The following is a 20,748-nucleotide window of genomic DNA, read 5'->3' as shown; positions in this document are numbered from 1 at the left end:
TAACTTTAGCCCGGCCTATACATATTTTACCTAATCTCTTTGCTCCCGTGCCACCTTTTTTATTTTTTATTTTTTATTCATTCTTTACTTCTCAAACAACTCAAACATTTCTTTCAACACCGCCTTGTCATCGAAAGGATGTTTTACACCTTTTATCTCCTGGTACTTTTCGTGTCCTTTTCCCGCAACCAGCAGAATGTCGAATGGCTTTGCCATGCTGACCGCCATTTTAATGGCGTCCTTTCTATCTGTAACGGACATAAACTTTCTTTTCGCAGCACTCCCTAAACCCTGCTCCATTTCCTTTATAATTTCTACCGGATCTTCACTTCGAGGGTTGTCGCTGGTAAATATTACCCGATCACTTAGTTCACACGCGATCTCTGCCATTTCAGGCCTTTTTGTTTTATCCCGATCTCCACCACATCCAACTACCGTAATCACCTGCTCATTTCCCTGGCGAAGCTTTTTGATGGTATGCAACACATTTTCTAAAGCATCCGGTGTATGAGCATAGTCAACAATCCCTATAATCTTCGAGTCACTGACAACGTAGTCAAACCTTCCTTCAGCACTAGTTAGCAAACTCATGATCGTTAACACTTCCTCGCTGTTTTCGCCGAGACACATAGCAGCGCCGTAGACAGCAAGAATGTTATAAGCATTGAATTCTCCGATTAACCTAAAATGAACTTCCTTATCATTTACCGTCATGATTAATCCTGTAAGTAAATTTTCCAGGATTTTTCCTTTAAAGTCTGCTACGGTATGCAGGCTGTAGAAGTGCTTTTTAGCAGCAGTATTCTGCAACATTACTTGCCCTCTTTTATCATCGAGGTTCGAAATGGCAAATGCTGCAGAGGGCAAACCGTCGAAGAACTTTTTCTTTACCCTGATATATTCATCAAAGGTTTTATGATAGTCGAGGTGGTCGTGGGTAATGTTCGTAAATATGCCTCCGACAAATTCAACCGCTGTAGTTCTATGTTGGTGAATGGCGTGGCTGCTTACTTCCATAAAAACATGTGAACATCCAGCTTCTACCATGTCATGCAGCAACGATTGCAGGCTAATAGCATCAGGCGTGGTGTGCGTTGCCGGAACTATAGTGTTACCTATTTGATTTTGAACAGTGCTTATCAGGCCACACTTGTATCCCAGTTTTGTAAAGAGCTTATATAAAAGAGTGGCAATCGTAGTTTTTCCATTGGTGCCTGTTACACCCACCAGTTTCAGCTTAGTTGATGGTTCGTTGTAGAAGTGATGAGCCATGTTAGCCACCGCTTCCGCCGTATCGTTCACCTGCAAATAGGTCACTTCGTCTTTCAAGACGTTCGGCATTACCTCACAAATAATTACACTGGCACCTTTACCGATTGCAGCATCAATGAAATCATGACCATTACTAACGGTGCCCGTTATAGCGACAAATACAGAACCCGAAGTAACTTTCCGGCTATCAGTCTGGATGTCTTTCACGTCCAGATTCGTAATGCCTGTTACTGCCTTCAGCCGTACATTGTATAGTATGTCTTGTAGTTTTGCCATAACCAGATTCCTAGCGTGCCCTTGGTAGAGAAAGTAGGAGTTAGTTGAGTTGTATGTTTACTGTTTGCCCTTTTGTAATATTTTGTCCTGCCGGTATTGTTTGCGTTGTAACTTTTCCTTTTCCTTTAATAATCACCTTTAACCCTAAATTTTCACAGAGGTAAACCGCATCTTTCAAGCCCATGCCCAGTAGGATAGGCATCTTTTTCATACTGATTTGCTGACTCGACAAAACATTGTTTCCATCCTGCCTATAAATCCTGCTGTAGTTTCCTTTTGCTTCGGTCGCCGCTATACTTACTCCCAGTTGATCAGTAATTTTCTTGATGTCTTTGGTATACCCGGCGTAGCTATACCAACTGCTGTCATTTGTTGGAAAGGCATTAACTGTATTGTGGTTTTGATTAACTTTTAAGAGATAGATCTGGTCTGAAATTTCTTTGAACACAGGGCCTGCAACCGAGGCTCCGAAGTAGTTAGCCGCGTGAGCCTTATTTTTTATGGTAACAATTATGGTGTATTGGGGATTTTCAGCAGGAAAGTATCCTACGAAAGTTGATTGATAGATTTTATCATCATACCCACGGTTGCCATTTGCAACAAGTGCAGTGCCTGTCTTACCTGCTATCCGGTAATTATTGCTTTTTAGTGCTTTTCCTGTTCCCTCTAAAACAACTCCTTCCAGGCATTCCTGCAATTGATGCAACGTAGATTTACTACAAATACTGTCTTTTAGAATAGTGGGTTGAAACTGTTGAAGCGGTCTTCCGTCTTCCCTTATCTCATTTACCAGATAAGGTCTCATCATCCTGCCTTGGTTAGCAACGGCATTGTAAAGGGTCAGCATTTGCAAGGGACTTACGGTAAGGTTGTAACCAAAGGCCATCCAGGGAAGCGTTGTATTGCTCCAGCGCTTGCTGCCCGGTTTATATATTGAAGGTTTTATCTCACCCTTAAGATCTATTCCTGTTAGTGTATCAAGTCCCAGCTTCTTTATATGATTAACAAACTGATTTGGATTATTGCTATAATGCTGTACTGATAGCTTTGCCATTGCAACATTGCTGCTATGTTCGAAGGCTTGCTTTACCGATACATTATACAATCCGTGTTCTTCAGCATCATACACGGTACGCTTATAAATCTGCCATTTGCCACCATTCAAGTCGACATTGGTATTTAGATTTATTTTCCTGTCTTCTAACAATGAGAGCATGGTAGCCAGCTTAAATGTAGATCCAGGTTCAGTTGGCGTGATAGCATAATTGTAATCTTCCCAGTACAAGCTGTCTTTCTCATGACCCAGGTTTGCAATTGCTTTAATCTTTCCCGTGTTTACTTCCATTACAATTGCACATCCATGCTCTGCTTTATTTTTGACCATCATCTTCATCAGTGCATTCTCCGTCACGTCCTGTATGTTCACGTCCAACGTGGTAATGACATCTTTTCCATTTTCAGCTTCAACTTCATAATCGTCTACGGGAACGCTTGCTCCTCCTGCTATGAAACGCACCAGTCTTTTTCCTGCTGTGCCTTGTAGATACTTGTCGTAGGTTAATTCGAGACCGACTTTGTTGCTGTCTCTCAATAATCCTATGGTACGATACGCAAGCATCTTATATGGGTTAAGCCGGATGATTCTTTTATCAGGAATGAAGCCGCTTTTATTTCTTCCAAGGCGCACAAGCGGAAAGTTTCTCATCTGCTGGTACTCCTTAAAAGACATTTTCTTTCTCAATAAAAAATACCTGTCTTTTTCGCGGTAGCCTGTTTGTAACAGGTATTTATATTCAGCACTTGATCTGTCGTGAAAAAGGTTGGCAAGGCAAATACTTAAAGAGTCTATATTCTCTTTGAAGCGCTTACCATTTTTATCTCTTAAGCCTTCGGCCATGAAATCTATATAGATATCAAACTGGGGAATGCTCGTACTCAACATGCTGCCGTCTTCGCTATATATTGTTCCTCTTTCTGCATCCAGTGAAATAATACGCTGATGAAGACTGTCACTCATCCCTCTCCAGTAAGAACCTTGTACCTGTTGTATGTAAACAGCCTTTCCAAGAATACAGGTACCTACTATCGCCATAAGAATAAATCCCAGGTACACTCTCCACAGTATGTCTTTTTTTACATCCACTTTTCTCGCAAACTTTTTTGAAACACTATGGCCTCTTAGTTATTTTCTACCGATTTTCTGCTGATCAATTTTATCCTGGTTGGTGATGTTGTATCCATCGTTAGCCCCATCGGTTCGGCGGCTTTCACCATCTCGCTCTCACGACTTTTAAACATCATCTCGCTTTTTAGCGTTTTATACTCATACTGTAGATCCTTTAACTTTCTCGCTGTTTCATTTATCTTTCTTATACGGTTATCGCTCATGTGTCCGTTAGCGATATACACCACTGCCAGTGCTGCCAGGAATAAAAAAAATCCAATGTTTCTTAATATCCAGCTGTAGTTGAAAAAGCCTCCTACTGCACGAATAGCTGCATTCTTTTTTCCTATGTTGGTTTGTTCAGACATTTGAAAGCCTCAAGCTTTTAGCTGCTAGCTGCAAGCTTTTCGGGTTTTACTTTTTGCTTTTTATTCTGTTTTGCTGTGATGTTTTTCCTGGTTTTGGTACACGCATTTGTACATTGTTAAACATCTGTTGCGTCGCATTCCGTTCGTCTTTTAGTTCGTTTTTCAACTTTTCCTGCCTTTTGCATTTCTGCTCATTTTAGCCTCATTCCTACAAGAGTGCGACGCAACGATGTCTAATTTTCCTTCTCCTGCCTGTTACATCATTATTTTCTTCTGTTCAACTTTGCCTGCCGGTAGTTTTGGTTGCAGCTTTAATTTCCGGTCTTTATATATTTCCTGTCATTTATGTAAACCTTACTATTTATTATTCTTCATGTTTTTAAGGCTCATCTATTCTTGTCCTTTTCTCTCAGCCACTCTCAGCTTAGCACTTCTGCTTCGTGGGTTTCTTTTTACTTCGTCGGTTCCTGCTACGATTGGCTTCTTTGTAATAATCTTTAAATCGTTTTTTCGCTCCTCAATCGACAGCGGGTTTTCATCTTGCTCGTCAAAGCTTCCGTTTCTAAAAAAGTTTTTAACTAACCTGTCTTCCAACGAATGAAACGTTATGATGGCCGCCCGTCCCCCAGGTTTTAAGACTGCCGGTATTTGTGCCAGCATTTCTTTTAAAGCGCCCATTTCGTCATTAACTTCTATTCTTAGTGCCTGGAAAACCTGTGCTAAATACTTGTTAGGGTTTCCTTTCACTACCGGACTTATCAAAGCTTTTAGCTGCGCAATCGTTTGGAGCGGACTACTGTTTCGTTGCTGCACAATTTGCTTCGCTAATGTTTTCGAGTTGGTCACTTCGCCATATTGCTCGAATAGTTTGTGCAATTGTTGCTCGGTGTACTTTTTCAAAATTGCCGAAGCCGTGTTTTCATGGCGCTGGTCCATCCGCATATCAAGTGGGCCCTCAAAACGCGTAGAGAAACCTCGCTCCCCTTCGTCAAACTGGTGGCTGCTTACTCCCAGGTCAGCCAACACTCCATCCACTTTTGCAAAGCCATGTAGCCTTAAAAACCTTTGCAGGTGTCGAAAGTTATTGGCCACAAATACCACCCGTTCATCTTCCGGAATATTCTTACTTGCATCTGCATCCTGGTCGAAAGCAACCAGCTTTCCCGCAGGACCGAGTTTATCTAGAATACCCCTGCTATGTCCGCCTCCGCCGAATGTGCAGTCCACGTAAATACCTTCGGGTTTTATCTCGAGCGCTTCCATCGTTTCATAGAATAAAACCGGCACATGATAAGGCGATGAATGGTGATCAACAGTTGGAGTGTTGTCCTCCATACCTTACAGATTTATTACGGGTTTATCCGCCATTACATCGGCTGCGAGTTTACTAAAGTCCTCGGGCGCCATGTCATCAAAGAGCTTTTTATATTTTGGTGAATCCCAAATTTCAATTTTATCAAGAGCCGCTACCAGGATGATGTCTTTAGATAAATCAGCGTACTCTTTTAATGTCGGTGGTAACAACATCCTTCCCGCAGCATCTAATTCTACCTCTGTTGCACCGCCCAAAAACTGCCGACGAAATGCGCGTACTTTTGGGTCAAAGTCATTTAAAGCATTAATTTTTTCAACAATGGGCTGCCAGCTACTCATCGGATACAGCGTCAGGCATCTTTCAATACCGCGACTTAAAACGAAGGTATTTTCGCCTTCCTTGAGCTGCTTTTTGAAGCCACCAGGTAAAAGGAAGCGACCTTTCGTGTCGACAGTAGCTTCATATTCACCTAGAAATGTGGGCATTTGTTGAAAAATTTTGTCGGCCTTTCCATTTATTACCACAAAATAACACTTTTTCCCACTTTTAATACAAATTAAAGTGCATTCTTTTTATCCACACCACTATTTGGGGGAAGTCAGCCGTGGTACTGAGTTTGAGCCATGTCTGTTGGTATTTCTGTTAGTACATTGTGGAAAGCGGTGGATAAGCTGTTGATGCTATTAATAATCAAATAGATAGGATGAGTTACGAAAGTTACCAATGGGGATAAGAGAAGCAGGAACAAACGAATTCGTGCAAAAAATCAGAGAAATCAATAAACCCCTATTTTTGAAAATTTTAGCCACTATGCACCCTAAACATCTTTCAATTACAGAATTTAGCTATGATTTAGATCCCGAAAGGATAGCAAAGTACCCTTTGGAAGAGAGAGATGCGAGTAAGCTACTGGTGTATAAAAGTGGAACAGTTACTACTTCAACCTATAAGCAGGTAGCAGAATTTTTGCCGGAGGAAACGTTACTTATTTTCAATAATACCAAGGTTGTTGAAGCTAGATTACTTTTTCAAAAGCCGACCGGAGGTGTAATTGAAATTTTTTGCCTCGAGCCCGGGGATCAATACAAGGATATTACTTCAGCAATGCTGCAAAAAGGAAAAGCGAGTTGGAAGTGTTTGGTTGGCGGTGCGAGCAAATGGAAGCACGGGATGAAGTTGCAGAAACAGGTAAATGAAAATGGGGTCAACTTTATTTTGGAAGCTTCCATTGCCGGACGGCTGCCTGATTGTTTTATCATTGACCTAAGCTGGAAGCCAGAGGAAGTTTCATTTGCTGAAATTTTACACATAGCCGGATTTATTCCATTGCCACCATACTTGCATCGTTCGGCCGAGGAAGATGACAAGAACCGATACCAAACCATTTACGCAAAACAGGACGGATCGGTAGCAGCACCTACAGCAGGTCTGCATTTTACAGATGAAGTGTTTGAAAGACTAGCGGCTAAAAATATTCGACACGATTTTGTTACGCTACATGTTGGAGCAGGTACCTTCAAACCAGTCAAGGCCGAAACAATGGATGAGCATGAAATGCATGCAGAGTTTATAGAGGTAGCCGCGGAGGCAGTTGAAAGGCTAATAAATTATGTTGACAAAACTGTTGTAGCGGTAGGCACTACGTCTTTAAGAACAATTGAAAGCCTTTATTGGATGGGCGTGAAAGTGTTGCATGAGCCGGCAATTGAAGTTGACGATATAGTTATATCTCAATGGGATCCGTACGAGTTAGAACATTTTGGCATTGAAGTAAAAGATGCTCTAAAAGCTTTGTTCTACTGGATGATAAAAAAAGGTTTGAATAAAATAATTACAAAAACGCAAATACTGATTGCGCCGGGTTACCAACTGAAAATTGCAAAGGGAATAATTACGAACTTTCATCAACCACAATCCACCTTGCTGTTACTCGTGGCGGCTATTGTAGGAGAAGAATGGAAGAGGATTTATCAATACGCGATGGACAACGATTTTCGGTTCTTAAGTTATGGCGACGGCTGTCTGCTATGGAACGATAGCAAATAAATTTTTAGTACGAGATCTCACAATTAGAATGCGCATCTCAATTGCCTTGTTCCGGTTCTGTTGCCAGTTTTTTCCCTGCCTAACACTACGCCAACCTTTACTGACAACGACATGAAAGCGTCGTTATTGTTTGAATGACCTCGATAGATAGGTATAGAGCCGTCTTTAGTTCTGTTGAACAGCGCCCTTGCATTAGCTGCGTCGGCAGGAGGGAGGTATTTTGCAAATAAATTAGGATTGATATAAACTTTTGTACTTGCATCATCAAGGTAATCGGTAAATAGCCTTCGATGAACATATTCTACTCTTACATTTATTAAACCGGTTTCAAATCTTAGCCCGACTCCCATTGGTATATTGAATTGAGATAAACTATAAGGTTTGCGATCAGGAAACTCGGCGAATCCCTGGCCTTCGGTGTGTAAAGGTTGTAAGTCAATCATTTTGCCTTTTAACTCTGCCTGCGGCTTGAAGCGATACCATCCGACTCCGGTAAGAACATAAGGTGATAAATTTTGCGATAGCTGAAAGTTGAGTAATAAAAGTGGATGAAACTCCAGCAACAGACTCACCTCAGCAATTTTGCTTTTAAAGCTTAAGTTTCGAACATATTTAGAGTAGATGTTATTAGACTTGCCAGTTATACTGCTGTCATCAGCGCTTACTTCACCAAGTGTTCCCTCAATCCTCGCTCCCAGCAATCCCTGGTACAAAACACCGCCGTAGATACTTTTGCTGAATTTGTTATTCTTCTTATTAATTTCATTTAAGTAAGCTGTGTTATCTGTATTTGCACCGCCGATATCAGTGATGCAGTTCATTGCTCCTAGTCCAATTCCAACCTCGTACAAAAGATCGGTATTGTAGTATTTGTCACTGAAATAATAGAATTGGCTGAGGGAATTTTTGTAAATCAAGTTACATACAACCAATAAAAGGAAGATTTTCAAGGCTTTCATAAGAAGTTCAACTCTATAGTCCTTAAAAAGAACGTGATTTTGAAACTTTTATTAGCCTTTAGATTATTTCTTTATGAAAATGGTAGTATTTACAGGCTATTTTCAACCCGCATTCTTCGCATTTTGGAGTTCTTGCTACACAGATATAACGTCCATGTAATATTAGCCAGTGATGCGCGACGTAAATAAGTTCTTTGGGGATGTGCTTGATCAACTGCATCTCTGCAGCCAGGGGAGTTTTGGCATTGTTAGTAAGACCTATGCGTGCGGCCACACGAAACACGTGGGTGTCAACAGCCATGTTTGGTTGATTATCTACAACCGAGGTAATTACGTTTGCAGTTTTGCGGCCGACACCGGGAAGTTGCATTAGTTCTTCAACAGTAAGCGGAACTTCTCCTCCAAATTTCTCGACCAGCATGTTTGCCATTCCCATTAGATGCCTGGTCTTGTTGCCAGGATATGAGATGCTTTTGATGATGTCAAAAAGGTCCTCATATTCGGCTTTAGCTAATTGGAAAACGGTCGGGTATTTTGCAAATAGTGCAGGGGTTGTCATGTTGACCCGTTTGTCTGTGCATTGCGCGGACAAAACAACTGCTACTAATAATTGATAGGGATTGTCGTAGACTAGTTCTGTTTCTGCATTTGGGGCGTGTTCGCTGAAGTAGGAAATAACAAACCCGTATCTCTCTTTCTTAGTCATAGAATAAGAACAAAGATACGGGTTGAGATAATTGTCAGAAAGCGGTTAAGGTTGTTCTACTACTGATGTTCTTTTTGCATAATTAAGAATAGCGGTTATTGATTGTTCACGTGGACTTGTAATAACAGTATCTAATTGTTGCATTGAGTCTTTTAAAGCACCAAGTTTTTCTTTCAGGTTCCAGTCATTTTCTAATGCCTTCTCTAATGCCTGTGTTTTTTCTGGTGATGTCTCTTGATACACGTACTGTATCAGTTCCTCTGTTGAATAATTTGGCATGCTTAAAGAAGTATTTTCCGGTTTATGTTTTATTGCCTGATATTAAAAACGGCTTTAAAACTTAAATATTGTATTAAATCACTTTTTTTCTTGGGTACTGTCATCAATGATAAAGATTTCTTCACTTGGTTTTTTCAGGTAGAATTTCTCCCGTGCAAATTTTTCTAATACTGCCGGATTATTGTTTAAATCCATCAAATCTTTCTTTGTAGTGGCAATCTCCTGTTCATAAAAGGTTTTGCTTGTTTCCAATTTCTGCAATTCGTGTTTCCTGTCCCATTGCGTCCACAAATCATTCCGGTCAAAAAACAGGATCCAAACGACAAATACAATTACGGAAGAAATGTATTTATTTCTTAAAACCCTTACAACACTTCCAAATTTTTTATAAAACATAATAAAAAAATCGTTAGCTGTAAAGTTATACGAACAGCTAACGATTAGGTAATAAAAATGAGAAATTATTTTATAAACTTGAAGCGCCCTTTCGGGTAAATAGCGCTCTCGCCTAACATTTCTTCAATTCTAATAAGTTGGTTATATTTTGCCATTCTGTCCGTACGGCTTGCGCTACCAGTTTTAATTTGACCACAGTTTAGCGCAACAGCAAGGTCAGCAATAGTCGTATCCTCAGTCTCACCACTACGATGGCTCATGATCGTAGTATAGCTATTCATTTGAGCCAGTTGTACCGCATTGATCGTTTCGGTCAATGTACCGATCTGGTTCACTTTAATCAAGATGCTATTGGCAATACCTTCGTTGATACCTCTTTGTAAAATCTTAGTATTAGTTACAAAAAGGTCATCACCTACCAGCTGCACTTTTTTACCCAAAGCGTCTGTAAGTTTTTTCCAGCCTTCCCAGTCTTCTTCAGCCATACCATCTTCGATACTGATAATAGGATATTTATTAGCCCACTCTACCCAATAGCCCACCATTTCATCTATACCGTATCTTTTGCCATCACTTTTGTGAAACTCATACACACCGTCTTTAAACATTTCAGAAGTAGCGGCATCAAGCGCAATTCCTATTTGCTCGCCCGGTTTGTAACCCGCAGCCTCAATTGCCATTAACACAGTTTCGATAGCTTCTTCGTTGCTTTGAATGTTGGGTGCAAAACCACCTTCGTCGCCCACATTTGTGCTATAGCCTTTCTTTTTTAAAACTGTTTTTAGTTGATGAAAGATTTCCACTCCCCACCGAAGACCTTCACTAAAAGTGTCAGCTCCAACTGGAACGATCATAAATTCCTGGTAATCTATCTTGTTATCAGCATGTGCTCCGCCATTCAAAATATTCATAAGAGGAATAGGTAACACACTGCTGTTTACACCGCCTATGTATTTAAATAAAGGGAGGTTGCTTTCCTGGGCAGCAGCTTTTGCTATAGCCATACTTACTGCAAGCATAGCATTTGCTCCCAGGTTACCTTTATTTTCGGTTCCGTCTAATTCTATCAATTTTCTATCGATACCTGCCTGGTCATTTACAGCCCAACCTAATAGAGGATCTGCAATTACATCGTTTACGTTTTTAACTGCTTGCAGAACACCTTTGCCGGCGTAAGTACTTTTGTCATTATCCCGAAGCTCTACCGCCTCATGAATACCTGTTGATGCACCGCTTGGTACTGCTGCACGTCCTATAATGCCGTTGTCAGTAGTTACATCTACTTCAACTGTTGGATTACCACGGCTATCTAGAATTTGCCTGGCATGAATGTCTGAAATGTAGCTCATATCTCGTTGGTTGTGTTATTATTTAAATAGATTTTGGCAGTGATCTTTATATCATTATTGGGCATAGTTGCGTCGCACTCTTGTACTGGTTATACGTTACTTAACCAGGTAAGCGACCTGAAAATTTCTTCAAGGCTTCCGCCTTCGGTTTGCAAAGAAACGATATTAAGATTATGTTGCAAACTCAGTTCGAGTAATTGCTTTTTTACCTCATTTGTGTCAGTTCCCAGTATTTGCCATGTAAACGTATCAACCTTTGTAACAGTCTTTACTGCATCCAATCTTTTAAGCCATTCTGCTTCCAACGGCTCTTTAAAGGATACTCTTACCTGGTCATTGTTTCCTTTTTGCTGCAAGTTTGCAAGCCTGTCATCTGCAACCAGCACTCCTCTATTGATGATAATTACGCGATCGCATATTGCTTCCACCTCCTGTAAAATATGGGAGGAGAAGAGCACTGTTTTATTTTTTCCCTGCTCTTTTATGACGTTCCTTATCTCTATAATTTGGTTGGGATCAAGTCCACTTGTAGGCTCATCAAGGATCAGCACTTCCGGGTCATGAATAAGTGCAGCTGCCAGCCCGGTTCTCTGCTTATATCCTTTTGACAACTGGCTTATCTTTTTTCGTTGTTCTACGCCTAAACCTGTCAGTTCGATTACGTCTTTAACCCGCTGTTTTTTATTTTTAATCTCATGAATCCCTGCAGTGAACTCGAGGTACTCTTTAATATACATGTCAAAGTATAAAGGATTTGCTTCAGGGAGGTAGCCGATTTTCTTTTTGGCAGCAATAGGATCGGCAGATACGTTTATGTTACTAACAGTAGCGAGCCCACTGTCTGGAGAAAGATAACCTGTAATCATCTTCATAGTGGTAGATTTACCAGCACCATTAGGTCCGAGAAAACCGACTATTTCACCCTTCTGAACTGAAAATGTTATTTTGTCAACAGCCTTTTGTTCGCCATACATTTTCGTTAGTTCACTTACTACAATTGACATTCAGATTACTTTACTTTCTGCTAAAATTATTGAAGACTTCCTCTCATGGATTATCGTTAACGTCCCAAAATTTTGGGAATTAATGTAGCTGCCAAAATGATTCCCAGCATCGCATACAACATTAAGGTTACGATGTTGTGAAAACGCATCATTGTTCTCCGCGGTCCAAAATCTTCCATTTCCTGTTCTTCCTCGCCATACCATTTAAATAATGCATACAATATCCCGTTTACTCCTTCAAGCGTTCCATGGAAGGAATATGAAAGAATTATTTTTACGAAAGCGATGGCAGCAAATGCCAACCACAAAAGTGTATAATATCGGGCTATCAGTTCTAGCAGCATCTTCTATTGGAGCAATGCTCCCAGCGAGTTTTAGAATGGATAATGTTTTTGCGGCAAATTTACTGTTTATAATTCTATTCGAGTTTAAGCTCATTTTTATAACAGTTTCAACCTTTCTAACATAATTATAGAAAGAAGGCAAAATAGATAGATGCGGGTAGGATTAACAGCTATACCAGCAAAAACATGTATTCGGACTAGAATGTGTATACAACTACTGATCGTATTCACCCTGCAGCGCATATTTTCCAAAGATTAGCAGGCCGCCGACAATGATGGGGGTTAAAATGAAGGCATAAATTATCGCAGGAATTAGGTCTTCACTCTTATCGCTGTAGAATTTAGGGATGGCCTGGTTTATAATCAAATAATATCCTCCTGCAAGGCCTATTACGATCCATAGTATTCCCAGTATTCTTCTAAGCTTATTCATAGTTTATCATTTATAGAAATTAATCTTCCCGTTTCCCCTTGCCGTGAATGTATAAAGCTCCTATAACAAAGCAAATAGCGGCAATTATAATAGGATACCACAGTCCTTCAAGAAAGGGTTTATCGTAAGGTAATTTTGTACCGGCTTTTGCAGCTGCGTCATTTGCTTGTGTTGCCCTAAGCGCAAGGAAGGTAGCAATTGCTGGTAGTAGACCTCCGAAGATTCCATTTCCAATATGATAAGGAAGAGACATAGAGGTATACCTGATTTTTACCGGAAACATCTCAACAAGGAATGCAGCGATTGGTCCATACACCATTGTTACAAATATTACCTGGATAAATACAAGCAACACCAGTAACCAGAAGCTGTTACTATTTACCTCAACAGCCTTTGTTGTCTTTACATCTGTTGGAGGAACTACTTTTGATACATCTGTAAAAGTTGTTTCTTTTTTGGTCTCTTTCAGCTTGGTACCGTCAGTAAACACCTTAGTGGTAACGGTGGTTTTTAAGCTCTGCCCGCTTTTAGTTGCGTCCGGTACTTCAGTTGATTCTATTTTCTGAAGGGAAACATTTTCCTGTTTGTCTTTCAGATTTGCAGCGTCGTACATGGCAGAATAAATAGGGCGATAGCTAAAGATGGCTATCAACATTCCTAATAGCATAATCCATTTTCTGCCAATCTTATCGCTTAAAGCTCCAAACATCAGGAAGAATGGGGTACCCAAGCCAAGGCCCCACATCATGATTTTACTCGCCTGCGAAATATCGATGCTTAGAGTATTTTGAATAAAACTAAGTGCATAAAACTGGCCAGTGTACCATACAACTCCCTGGCCCATCGTTGCACCAAATAAAGCAAGCAGAACGAATTTAAAATTGAACTTGTTTCCAAAGCTCTCCTTTAGAGGATTGGTGGAGGTTTTGCCTTCTGCTTTAGCTTTTGCAAAAACGGGAGACTCCTGCATTTTCATCCGTATCAGCACTGAAATAGCCACCATTATTATAGATATCCAAAAAGGAATCCTCCAGCCCCAATTATTAAAAGCTGTATCGTCCATCGAGCTTTTTGTTAGGATAATTACAAAAAGGGAAATAAATAAACCAAGGGTTGCAGTTGTCTGGATCCATGAAGTATAAAAACCTCTTTGATTGACGGGAGAATGTTCTGCTACATAAGTTGCTGCGCCACCATATTCGCCTCCTAAGGCCAGGCCTTGTAACAGGCGAAGTAATAAAACAAGCACAGGAGCCAGGAAACCGATGGTTTCATAAGCTGGTACACAACCTATTAAAAAGGTTGAAAGGCCCATGATGACAAGGGTGACGAGGAAAGTGTATTTTCTGCCGATGAGATCGCCAAGTCTACCAAAAAAAAGCGCACCAAAAGGGCGCACTACAAAGCCAGCCGCAAAGGTTGCAAGCGTACTTAATAGGGCAGCCGTTGGATTGGTTGAAGGAAAAAACTTCGTTGAAATAATAGTAGCAAGGCTTCCAAAAATATAGAAGTCGTACCACTCGATCAGGGTGCCTAAAGATGATGCGGCAATGATGGAAACCAACCCCTTTTTTTCGTTGTTGTTAGTCATGGTTTTTATGGCAAAGCATAAATATAGGAGTTTGTTGAAACTCTGAAAATTTAATAGAAGTAAATGGAGGAGATGCGGCAGGTGGAAGGTGATTGTAGCAGCGTGTGGTTACCTGTGACGAGTTACCTGTTGCCAGTTCAGTTTCGCTGTTGTTGTTGACTTCTTCGCTAATTATTATTTGAAGGATACGTACGTTACTTCTGTTTACTGTTGAGATTACTGTTGGCAGCGTCCAATAACGTTCATCTCTTTAAGGGAGCGTCGCAACGATGATGCTATGAAAAGCAAATGCACATAACCAAAACAAGATTACTACCACTCGCCTGTACATTATGTTTGCTGATAAAATTCTCTTTTCATAGGTTTGCTAAAGTCGCCTCACTTACAATTAAATTGTTATGTCATATCCTCACCAGATTACAAGTCTCGATGATTACAAAAGCACTTATAAAAAAAGTATTGAAGATCCGGAAGGTTTTTGGGCTTCTGTAGCTGACAATTTTACCTGGAGAAAAAAATGGGATAGTGTGCTGAACTGGAATTTTACCGAGCCAAAGGTTGAATGGTTTAAAGGGGCAAAATTAAATATCAGCGAAAACTGTCTTGACCGCCACCTGGAAACTAGGGGCGATCAACCTGCATTGTTATGGGAGGCGAATGACCCCGAAGAGCATCACCGGGCTTTGACCTACAAGAAATTGTATGAGAAAGTATGCCAGTTCGCACACGTGCTAAAAAACAATGGCGTGCAAAAAGGCGACCGTGTATGCATTTACATGGGAATGATTCCCGAACTACCCATTGCTGTGCTGGCCTGTGCAAGAATTGGAGCAATACATAGTGTAATCTTTGGAGGCTTTAGTGCTCAAAGTATTGCTGATCGCCTGATAGATGCACAGGCAGAATATATCATTACTTGCGACGGAGCCTTTCGAGGAGCAAAAGATATTCCGCTTAAAAGTGTGATTGATGATGCACTGATTGGGATTCGTTTTGTAAAAAAAGTGATCGTTTATACCCGCACACATACTCCCGTTAGTATGATCAAAGGCCGCGACGTTTGGTGGGATGATGAGATTAAAAAAGTAGAAACTTTGGGGCTGCATGATTTCGAGCCCGAGGAGATGGATGCCGAGGACCCCTTGTTTATTTTGTACACTTCGGGAAGCACCGGTAAACCTAAAGGAGTTGTTCATACTTGTGGTGGGTATATGGTGTACACCAATTATTCGTTCGTCAACGTTTTCCAATACCAACCCGGTGACATTCATTTCTGCACTGCAGACATTGGTTGGATAACTGGTCATAGCTACATTGTCTATGGTCCACTTAGCGCCGGAGCAAGTTCATTGATGTTTGAAGGGGTGCCGACCTTTCCTGATGCAAGCAGGTTTTGGAAGATCGTAGATAAGTTCAAGGTAAATATTTTGTACACTGCTCCAACCGCTTTACGAAGCTTAATGAGCTACGGAGATGCGCCGTTGCAAGACTCTGATTTAAGTAGCCTAAAAGTTTTAGGAACGGTAGGTGAACCGATAAATGAAGAAGCGTGGCATTGGTACGACCAGAAGGTTGGAAAAGGAAAATGTCCCATTGTGGATACCTGGTGGCAAACAGAAAATGGCGGAATATTGATATCAAACATTGCAGGAATAACACCTGCAAGAGCAGGCTGGGCAACTCTTCCGCTACCTGGAATACAACCGGTACTGGTTGATGAAAAAGGAATCGAGATTCCATATAAAGAAGGCGAAACAGCATCTGGAAACCTTTGCATAAAATTTCCGTGGCCGGGGATTCTTAGAACGACCTATGGCGACCATGAACGCTGCAGGCAAGCCTACTTTTCTGCCTATCCCGGTTTGTATTTTACCGGCGATGGAGCTTTGCGTGATAGTGAAGGATTTTATAGAATAACCGGCAGGGTAGATGATGTATTGAATGTTAGCGGGCACAGAATAGGAACGGCGGAAGTTGAGAATGCAATCAATATGCATGCAGGTGTAATAGAGAGCGCTGTGGTTGGATACCCGCATGATATAAAAGGACAAGGCATATATGCATTTGTGATTTACAACGGACGAGAGGATAGTGATGAACGTAACCGTAAAGACATCCTTGCTACCGTTACCCGCATCATTGGCGCAATTGCTAAGCCCGACAAAATTCAGTTTGTAACAGGTCTTCCTAAAACGCGTAGCGGAAAAATAATGCGCCGTATTCTCAGGAAGATTGCTGAAGGCGAAATGAAAAATTTAGGAGATACCTCAACGCTCTTAGACCCTGGGGTGGTTGAAGAAATCAAGAGTGGAAAATTGTAAGAACAATTTAAACACTTCACCGTCTCACACTGGCTTGTTTATTTTAGAGGTTTAAAAGTATTTGGAAGGCTTTACTTAAAACGGTACAAAGCATTTTGTCTAGAATGGAAAGACCCGAAAATTCGCCTCAAAATAAAATCAAAGCTTTTTTTAAGAAAGCGGGCTGGAAAGAATTCCTCGCCATCATCTTCATAATAATTGCCTGTTATTTTTTTTGGAAGCAACGGGGAGAACTAAGGTCTTTAGGCACTTCTCTGCTGCATACTAATCCAGTTTGGCTTTGGCTCGGCATTGCCGGAACAGTTGTCTATATTCTCTTGCAGGCAGGTCTGTATGTCTATAGTTTCCTGGCAATAGGCGGCCGTATTTCATGGCTTCATGCAACCGAGTTATATCTTAAACGAAATGTCATTGCAGTGTTTCTTCCTGCCGGCGGTATTACGGCTTTGGCTTATTTGCCATCCAGTATTCGCGATAGTCAGGCCGACGTACAACAGGTGCACCATGCGTCTGTCATTTATGGCTTTATCGGAATCTTTTCTGTTTTTATTGTAGCGGTACCCGTTTTGTTTTACCTGTGGATACAAGATGCAACTGTACCCGGCACAGGAGCTGCTTTTATAACGGTTCTGGCAATTCTGATAGCGATGGTATTGTTGGTAAGATCCATTCAAACAAAAGGTCCCTTTTACAGGTGGGTTATAAAAGGAAGACCGAAAATAGAAAAGTTTCTTACTGACACTTTCTCCTTTGAGCTATCCATGATGCAATTTTGGAAAGCAACATTAGTGTCTGTTTTTATAGAAGTTATCGGCATCATTCATCTCTATATTGCTATGCTTGGTTCTGGGGTTCATGCCTCGCTTGAAGCATCTGTTATCGGCTATATCGTGGCTGCTATTTTCCTTATCATTTCTCCTTTTCTTCGAGGCATGGGCGCAATCGAATTGTCGCTTACTTTCATACTTCAGAAGTACAAATACCCGACCGTTATTGCCGTACAGTCTATGCTGCTCTTCAGGTTTTATGAGTTTTGGTTGCCGCTTTTGATAGGTCTTTTAATCTACGCATCAAAAGGCCGTCACCTCTTTACAAGGTCTGGTAACAGTGTTGCTTTAAAGGAAAAATAGCCACATTTCGTGATTCCGATAAAGTCATTTTATAACACTATTGTGGGTTGAGTGGAATGAAAATTTTGTGTCCCGGCTGTAAGTTAAGAAGTTACCTTTCGTTGCGTCGCACTCTTGTACTTTGGATCATTATTCCACTGTTTTTAGCCAGCGCTGAAATTTACCTGATAAGTATCACCGTTCCTTTTTTGAACACTGTCTTTCCAAGGTAGTCTGTACCTTCAGCCAGAAATACATACGTTCCGGGTGCCTGCTCTTTACCTCCTAAAGTTCCGTCCCATCCCAGATCAATAACAGATGAACTGTACACCAGTTGCCCCCATCGATTGAAGACTTTGAAAGAGCTAAGGCCTTTCATTCCCACTGCAATAGGTTTAAAATAATCATTCTTACCGTCGTGATTGGGAGTAAATGCAGTTGGCACAAATATGTCTGGTCCTGTTTTAAATACTTTTACTTTCACTTCATCTTCCTGAACACATCCTTCCGGTACGCCCACCCTCACTCTGTATAATATAGAATCGTAAGACGCGCCTAACGTAACAGTAGGATTTGCTATAGAGGGATTGTTCATCCCTGTAGAAGGGCTCCATAAATACGTGCTTCCGCCCGTAGCATTTAATTGAAGGGGTTGGTTTGCAACAATACTCGTATCGTTGCCGGCAAACGCATTTATTTTAGGAATTACTTTAACCATTACGGTGTCATAAACAGGCTTCGCACAACCAAGCGTATCTGAGACAGCCAGGATGTATGCAGTAGTTTGTGAAGGTTTTGCAATCGGCGTAAGAGTGGTTTCGTTAGCAAGCGAATTTGCAGGCGACCATCTAAAAGATGACCCGGTAATAGTGGCTGCTAAAGGGACCTGGTCACCAAAACAGATAGCAGCGTCAACTCCCGCTTTTGCTACAGGGTAAGGAGCAACAACAACCTTGATCGAATCTCTGGCCTGGCATTTTCCAAGATTAGCAGTCACGACATAAGTCGTAGTAGTCGTCGGTTTCGCTACCACATTTTTACTATTTGAGCTACCCGATAATTGTGAAGTCGGCGTCCATTGATATTGCAATGCCTGGCTCAATGGCCTCAACAAGAAACTATCAGCAATGCAAATACTGGTATCTGCACCGGCATTTACATTGATAAAAGAAAGGACATTTACACGAACTGTGTCGCTGGCTACACACCCATTTTCTGTTACAGTAACCGCATAGGTTGTAGTGGCTTTAGGATAGACGAGCGGGTTGGCGCTATTAGGGTTAATGATATTATTTGCCGGTTTCCAAACAAAGCTTCCTGTTCCTTCTGCTTTCAATTGTAACGTATCAATACTACAAATCAACGTGTCTTTAAAGGGCAGAGAAAGAAATGGTTTGTCTGTTACTGCCACTGTTTTCGTAATGGTTTCCGTACAGCCTTTGGTGCTGGTTACCGTGAGAGAAACACTCCTCCTGCCCGTGTCAGAATATTGGTAAGTTGGGTTTTTTATGCGGGAAGTATCAGCTGCCGTAGAGACATCTCCAAAGTTCCACCTCCAGCTATTAATCGCGCCGTAGGTTACTGTGCTTTTATCGTTGAAGTTAAAGGGAGCCTGGAAACAACTGCCCGTAAAATCAAAATCAGGTTTAAAACCGGGATAAACACTAAGCGTTGTTATCCCTGTATCAACGCAACCCGCTGCAGCTCTCACTATCAGTTTCACTTTATAAGAACCTGTGTCGGGAAATGTAAATGTGGGTTGGGCTGATGAAGATGTATCAGCAATACTGCCCGTTACACCAAAATCCCAGAAATAACTCTGAATATTGGAGGAGGAACTGTTGTTGCTAAAAGTCACTTTAAAATCTTTACAGTAAGCGCCTGTAAATGGCACCGGTTCCGCGGCTGTATAATCGCAATCTCCCACCTGTAAAATAAAGTCTTTTCGGTGTTCATTAATTGCTACACCGTTTCTGGATTCGGTTACGCAAACATTTATTACATACCGTCCCGCTGCGGGAGCAACCCCGGTTATTTTGCCTGTCTGTGGATTAATTTTTACCGAAGCGCCCAAAGGACTCTGACCACTAAAGCCGGCCCCATAAGGCAGGGAATTCAACGAAAGACTTGAGGGAATGCCGGCCGGTGATGTTCCGGGATTTGGATTGGTAGAAGTTCCTCCAGAGTAGGCATCACAAAATGAATACGTAAGCTGATCCCCATCAGAATCGGTTGCACCAAAATCAAGAATGAAATTCTTATTCTGGCAAACCAGCGCCGTGTCTTTAATTAAGAATTGAGGGCTGCTATTATTTCCCGAAGGTAAAATACCCTGGCCGGGAATTTTAGTTACGAACGTTCCCCCAATTCCGGTAGTTGTTTCAAGATTTCCAATGTTTTCTATTCTGCAACATCTAACCCATGAGAGTGTGAAACCGTCAGCAGTAGAAGGCAGATCGATAGTTCCGGTAAAGACTCCTATTTGAAAACAAACCTCCGGTGCATTTACCAGGCAGGGAATCGCATTCGTATTAAGTTGAATACTTGGAGTAGGGGACTGAAGGGCTAGTTCAATTTTAGAATATAATGTAAGCCCACTCGTGCGGTAAATTCCAATCACGACTCTTTCTGTTTGAAGGGTTTGGCCTATGGAATGACAGTCCCTGAAAAGTCTCATGGTAACCCGGTACTTGTTTGTATTAGTAGAGTTACCCTGGCCGATATATTCATAAAACAATTCGCCGCCTGCAATATGGCTGGCAAAAGTTTGTAAAAAGGAGAAGATTGTAATTAAAAGGATCGAAAGTTTCTTCATG

The 20,748-nt window shown here is 41.3% G+C and carries 18 protein-coding genes; 3 read left to right on the top strand and 15 right to left on the bottom strand.

The annotated features are described in order from the left end of the window. Window positions 1-84: 84 nt before the first annotated feature. From SAE01_RS13995 to mraZ, 5 genes are all read right to left on the bottom strand, one after another. Complete coding sequence (locus SAE01_RS13995) at window positions 85-1,548, bottom strand: UDP-N-acetylmuramoyl-L-alanyl-D-glutamate--2,6-diaminopimelate ligase (protein ID WP_147204404.1); 1,464 nt, start codon at window positions 1,546-1,548, stop codon at window positions 85-87. Between the two features lie 40 nt (window positions 1,549-1,588). Further along, window positions 1,589-3,691, bottom strand: a complete 2,103-nt coding sequence (locus SAE01_RS13990; protein WP_147204403.1) for a PASTA domain-containing penicillin-binding protein — start codon at window positions 3,689-3,691, stop codon at window positions 1,589-1,591. A 35-nt stretch (window positions 3,692-3,726) separates the two neighbouring features. Further along, the gene (locus SAE01_RS13985; protein WP_147204402.1) at window positions 3,727-4,080 is read right to left on the bottom strand and encodes an FtsL-like putative cell division protein; all 354 of its coding nucleotides are present in this window, start codon (window positions 4,078-4,080) and stop codon (window positions 3,727-3,729) included. Window positions 4,081-4,470: 390 nt separating this feature from the next. Further along, window positions 4,471-5,415, bottom strand: coding sequence for a 16S rRNA (cytosine(1402)-N(4))-methyltransferase RsmH (gene rsmH / locus SAE01_RS13980; protein WP_147204401.1), 945 nt, complete (start codon window positions 5,413-5,415; stop codon window positions 4,471-4,473). A 3-nt stretch (window positions 5,416-5,418) separates the two neighbouring features. Continuing rightward, window positions 5,419-5,880, bottom strand: a complete 462-nt coding sequence (gene mraZ / locus SAE01_RS13975) for a division/cell wall cluster transcriptional repressor MraZ (RefSeq protein ID WP_147204400.1) — start codon at window positions 5,878-5,880, stop codon at window positions 5,419-5,421. Between the two features lie 307 nt (window positions 5,881-6,187). On the opposite strand from mraZ, the gene SAE01_RS13970 reads away from it, so the two are divergent. Further along, window positions 6,188-7,441 (top strand): S-adenosylmethionine:tRNA ribosyltransferase-isomerase, encoded by a 1,254-nt coding sequence (locus SAE01_RS13970; RefSeq protein ID WP_246113241.1) that lies wholly within the window; start codon window positions 6,188-6,190, stop codon window positions 7,439-7,441. Between the two features lie 23 nt (window positions 7,442-7,464). On the opposite strand, the gene SAE01_RS13965 is transcribed toward SAE01_RS13970, so the two are convergent. The 9 genes from SAE01_RS13965 to SAE01_RS13925 form a co-directional block, all read right to left on the bottom strand. Next, window positions 7,465-8,400 (bottom strand): DUF6089 family protein, encoded by a 936-nt coding sequence (locus tag SAE01_RS13965; protein ID WP_147204399.1) that lies wholly within the window; start codon window positions 8,398-8,400, stop codon window positions 7,465-7,467. Window positions 8,401-8,458: 58 nt separating this feature from the next. Then, on the bottom strand, window positions 8,459-9,106 hold the full coding sequence (gene nth, locus SAE01_RS13960; protein WP_147204398.1) for an endonuclease III: 648 nt from the start codon (window positions 9,104-9,106) through the stop codon (window positions 8,459-8,461). 45 nt (window positions 9,107-9,151) lie between these two features. Continuing rightward, on the bottom strand, window positions 9,152-9,385 hold the full coding sequence (locus SAE01_RS13955; protein ID WP_147204397.1) for a hypothetical protein: 234 nt from the start codon (window positions 9,383-9,385) through the stop codon (window positions 9,152-9,154). Between the two features lie 78 nt (window positions 9,386-9,463). Then, window positions 9,464-9,781 carry an FtsB family cell division protein gene (locus SAE01_RS13950; RefSeq protein ID WP_147204396.1) on the bottom strand — a complete coding sequence of 106 codons (318 nt, stop codon included), beginning with the start codon at window positions 9,779-9,781 and terminating at the stop codon, window positions 9,464-9,466. Window positions 9,782-9,846: 65 nt separating this feature from the next. Further along, complete coding sequence (gene eno, locus SAE01_RS13945; protein WP_147204395.1) at window positions 9,847-11,130, bottom strand: phosphopyruvate hydratase; 1,284 nt, start codon at window positions 11,128-11,130, stop codon at window positions 9,847-9,849. An 89-nt stretch (window positions 11,131-11,219) separates the two neighbouring features. After that, a complete protein-coding gene (gldA, locus tag SAE01_RS13940; RefSeq protein WP_147204394.1) occupies window positions 11,220-12,134 on the bottom strand; it encodes a gliding motility-associated ABC transporter ATP-binding subunit GldA in 915 nt (304 codons plus the stop codon). 56 nt (window positions 12,135-12,190) lie between these two features. Continuing rightward, the gene (locus SAE01_RS13935) at window positions 12,191-12,478 is read right to left on the bottom strand and encodes a hypothetical protein (RefSeq protein WP_147204393.1); all 288 of its coding nucleotides are present in this window, start codon (window positions 12,476-12,478) and stop codon (window positions 12,191-12,193) included. Between the two features lie 214 nt (window positions 12,479-12,692). Continuing rightward, complete coding sequence (locus SAE01_RS13930) at window positions 12,693-12,911, bottom strand: DUF6814 family protein (protein WP_147204392.1); 219 nt, start codon at window positions 12,909-12,911, stop codon at window positions 12,693-12,695. A gap of 19 nt (window positions 12,912-12,930) precedes the next feature. Beyond that, on the bottom strand, window positions 12,931-14,502 hold the full coding sequence (locus SAE01_RS13925; protein WP_147204391.1) for an MFS transporter: 1,572 nt from the start codon (window positions 14,500-14,502) through the stop codon (window positions 12,931-12,933). Between the two features lie 398 nt (window positions 14,503-14,900). Between SAE01_RS13925 and acs the strand changes: the two genes are divergently transcribed. Then, window positions 14,901-16,823: an acetate--CoA ligase gene (gene acs, locus SAE01_RS13920; protein WP_147204390.1), complete on the top strand. Its 1,923-nt coding sequence runs from the start codon at window positions 14,901-14,903 to the stop codon at window positions 16,821-16,823. A gap of 104 nt (window positions 16,824-16,927) precedes the next feature. After that, a complete protein-coding gene (locus SAE01_RS13915; RefSeq protein ID WP_147204389.1) occupies window positions 16,928-17,953 on the top strand; it encodes a lysylphosphatidylglycerol synthase transmembrane domain-containing protein in 1,026 nt (341 codons plus the stop codon). Between the two features lie 160 nt (window positions 17,954-18,113). Here the strand turns inward: SAE01_RS13915 and SAE01_RS13910 are convergent, their stop codons facing one another. Beyond that, the gene (locus SAE01_RS13910) at window positions 18,114-20,747 is read right to left on the bottom strand and encodes a PKD domain-containing protein (protein ID WP_147204388.1); all 2,634 of its coding nucleotides are present in this window, start codon (window positions 20,745-20,747) and stop codon (window positions 18,114-18,116) included. Between the last annotated feature and the right edge of the window lies 1 nt (window position 20,748).

Source organism: Segetibacter aerophilus (assembly GCF_007991655.1).
Lineage (GTDB): Bacteria > Bacteroidota > Bacteroidia > Chitinophagales > Chitinophagaceae > Segetibacter > Segetibacter aerophilus.
The sequence above is the reverse complement of the archived record's forward strand: the minus strand, read 5'-3'. Positions and strand labels throughout refer to the sequence as shown.

Bases quoted from the DNA above. Each gene is read 5' to 3' on its own strand.
- SAE01_RS13965 (WP_147204399.1), bottom strand. From the start codon at position 8,400: ATGAAAGCCTTGAAAATCTTCCTTTTATTGGTTGTATGTAACTTGATT.
- mraZ (WP_147204400.1), bottom strand. From the start codon at position 5,880: ATGCCCACATTTCTAGGTGAATATGAAGCTACTGTCGACACGAAAGGT.
- SAE01_RS13930 (WP_147204392.1), bottom strand. From the start codon at position 12,911: ATGAATAAGCTTAGAAGAATACTGGGAATACTATGGATCGTAATAGGC.
- SAE01_RS13925 (WP_147204391.1), bottom strand. From the start codon at position 14,502: ATGACTAACAACAACGAAAAAAAGGGGTTGGTTTCCATCATTGCCGCA.
- SAE01_RS13950 (WP_147204396.1), bottom strand. From the start codon at position 9,781: ATGTTTTATAAAAAATTTGGAAGTGTTGTAAGGGTTTTAAGAAATAAA.
- SAE01_RS13910 (WP_147204388.1), bottom strand. From the start codon at position 20,747: ATGAAGAAACTTTCGATCCTTTTAATTACAATCTTCTCCTTTTTACAA.
- SAE01_RS13995 (WP_147204404.1), bottom strand. From the start codon at position 1,548: ATGGCAAAACTACAAGACATACTATACAATGTACGGCTGAAGGCAGTA.
- nth (WP_147204398.1), bottom strand. From the start codon at position 9,106: ATGACTAAGAAAGAGAGATACGGGTTTGTTATTTCCTACTTCAGCGAA.
- SAE01_RS13915 (WP_147204389.1), top strand. From the start codon at position 16,928: ATGGAAAGACCCGAAAATTCGCCTCAAAATAAAATCAAAGCTTTTTTT.
- rsmH (WP_147204401.1), bottom strand. From the start codon at position 5,415: ATGGAGGACAACACTCCAACTGTTGATCACCATTCATCGCCTTATCAT.
- SAE01_RS13955 (WP_147204397.1), bottom strand. From the start codon at position 9,385: ATGCCAAATTATTCAACAGAGGAACTGATACAGTACGTGTATCAAGAG.
- SAE01_RS13935 (WP_147204393.1), bottom strand. From the start codon at position 12,478: ATGCTGCTAGAACTGATAGCCCGATATTATACACTTTTGTGGTTGGCA.
- gldA (WP_147204394.1), bottom strand. From the start codon at position 12,134: ATGTCAATTGTAGTAAGTGAACTAACGAAAATGTATGGCGAACAAAAG.
- acs (WP_147204390.1), top strand. From the start codon at position 14,901: ATGTCATATCCTCACCAGATTACAAGTCTCGATGATTACAAAAGCACT.
- SAE01_RS13985 (WP_147204402.1), bottom strand. From the start codon at position 4,080: ATGTCTGAACAAACCAACATAGGAAAAAAGAATGCAGCTATTCGTGCA.
- eno (WP_147204395.1), bottom strand. From the start codon at position 11,130: ATGAGCTACATTTCAGACATTCATGCCAGGCAAATTCTAGATAGCCGT.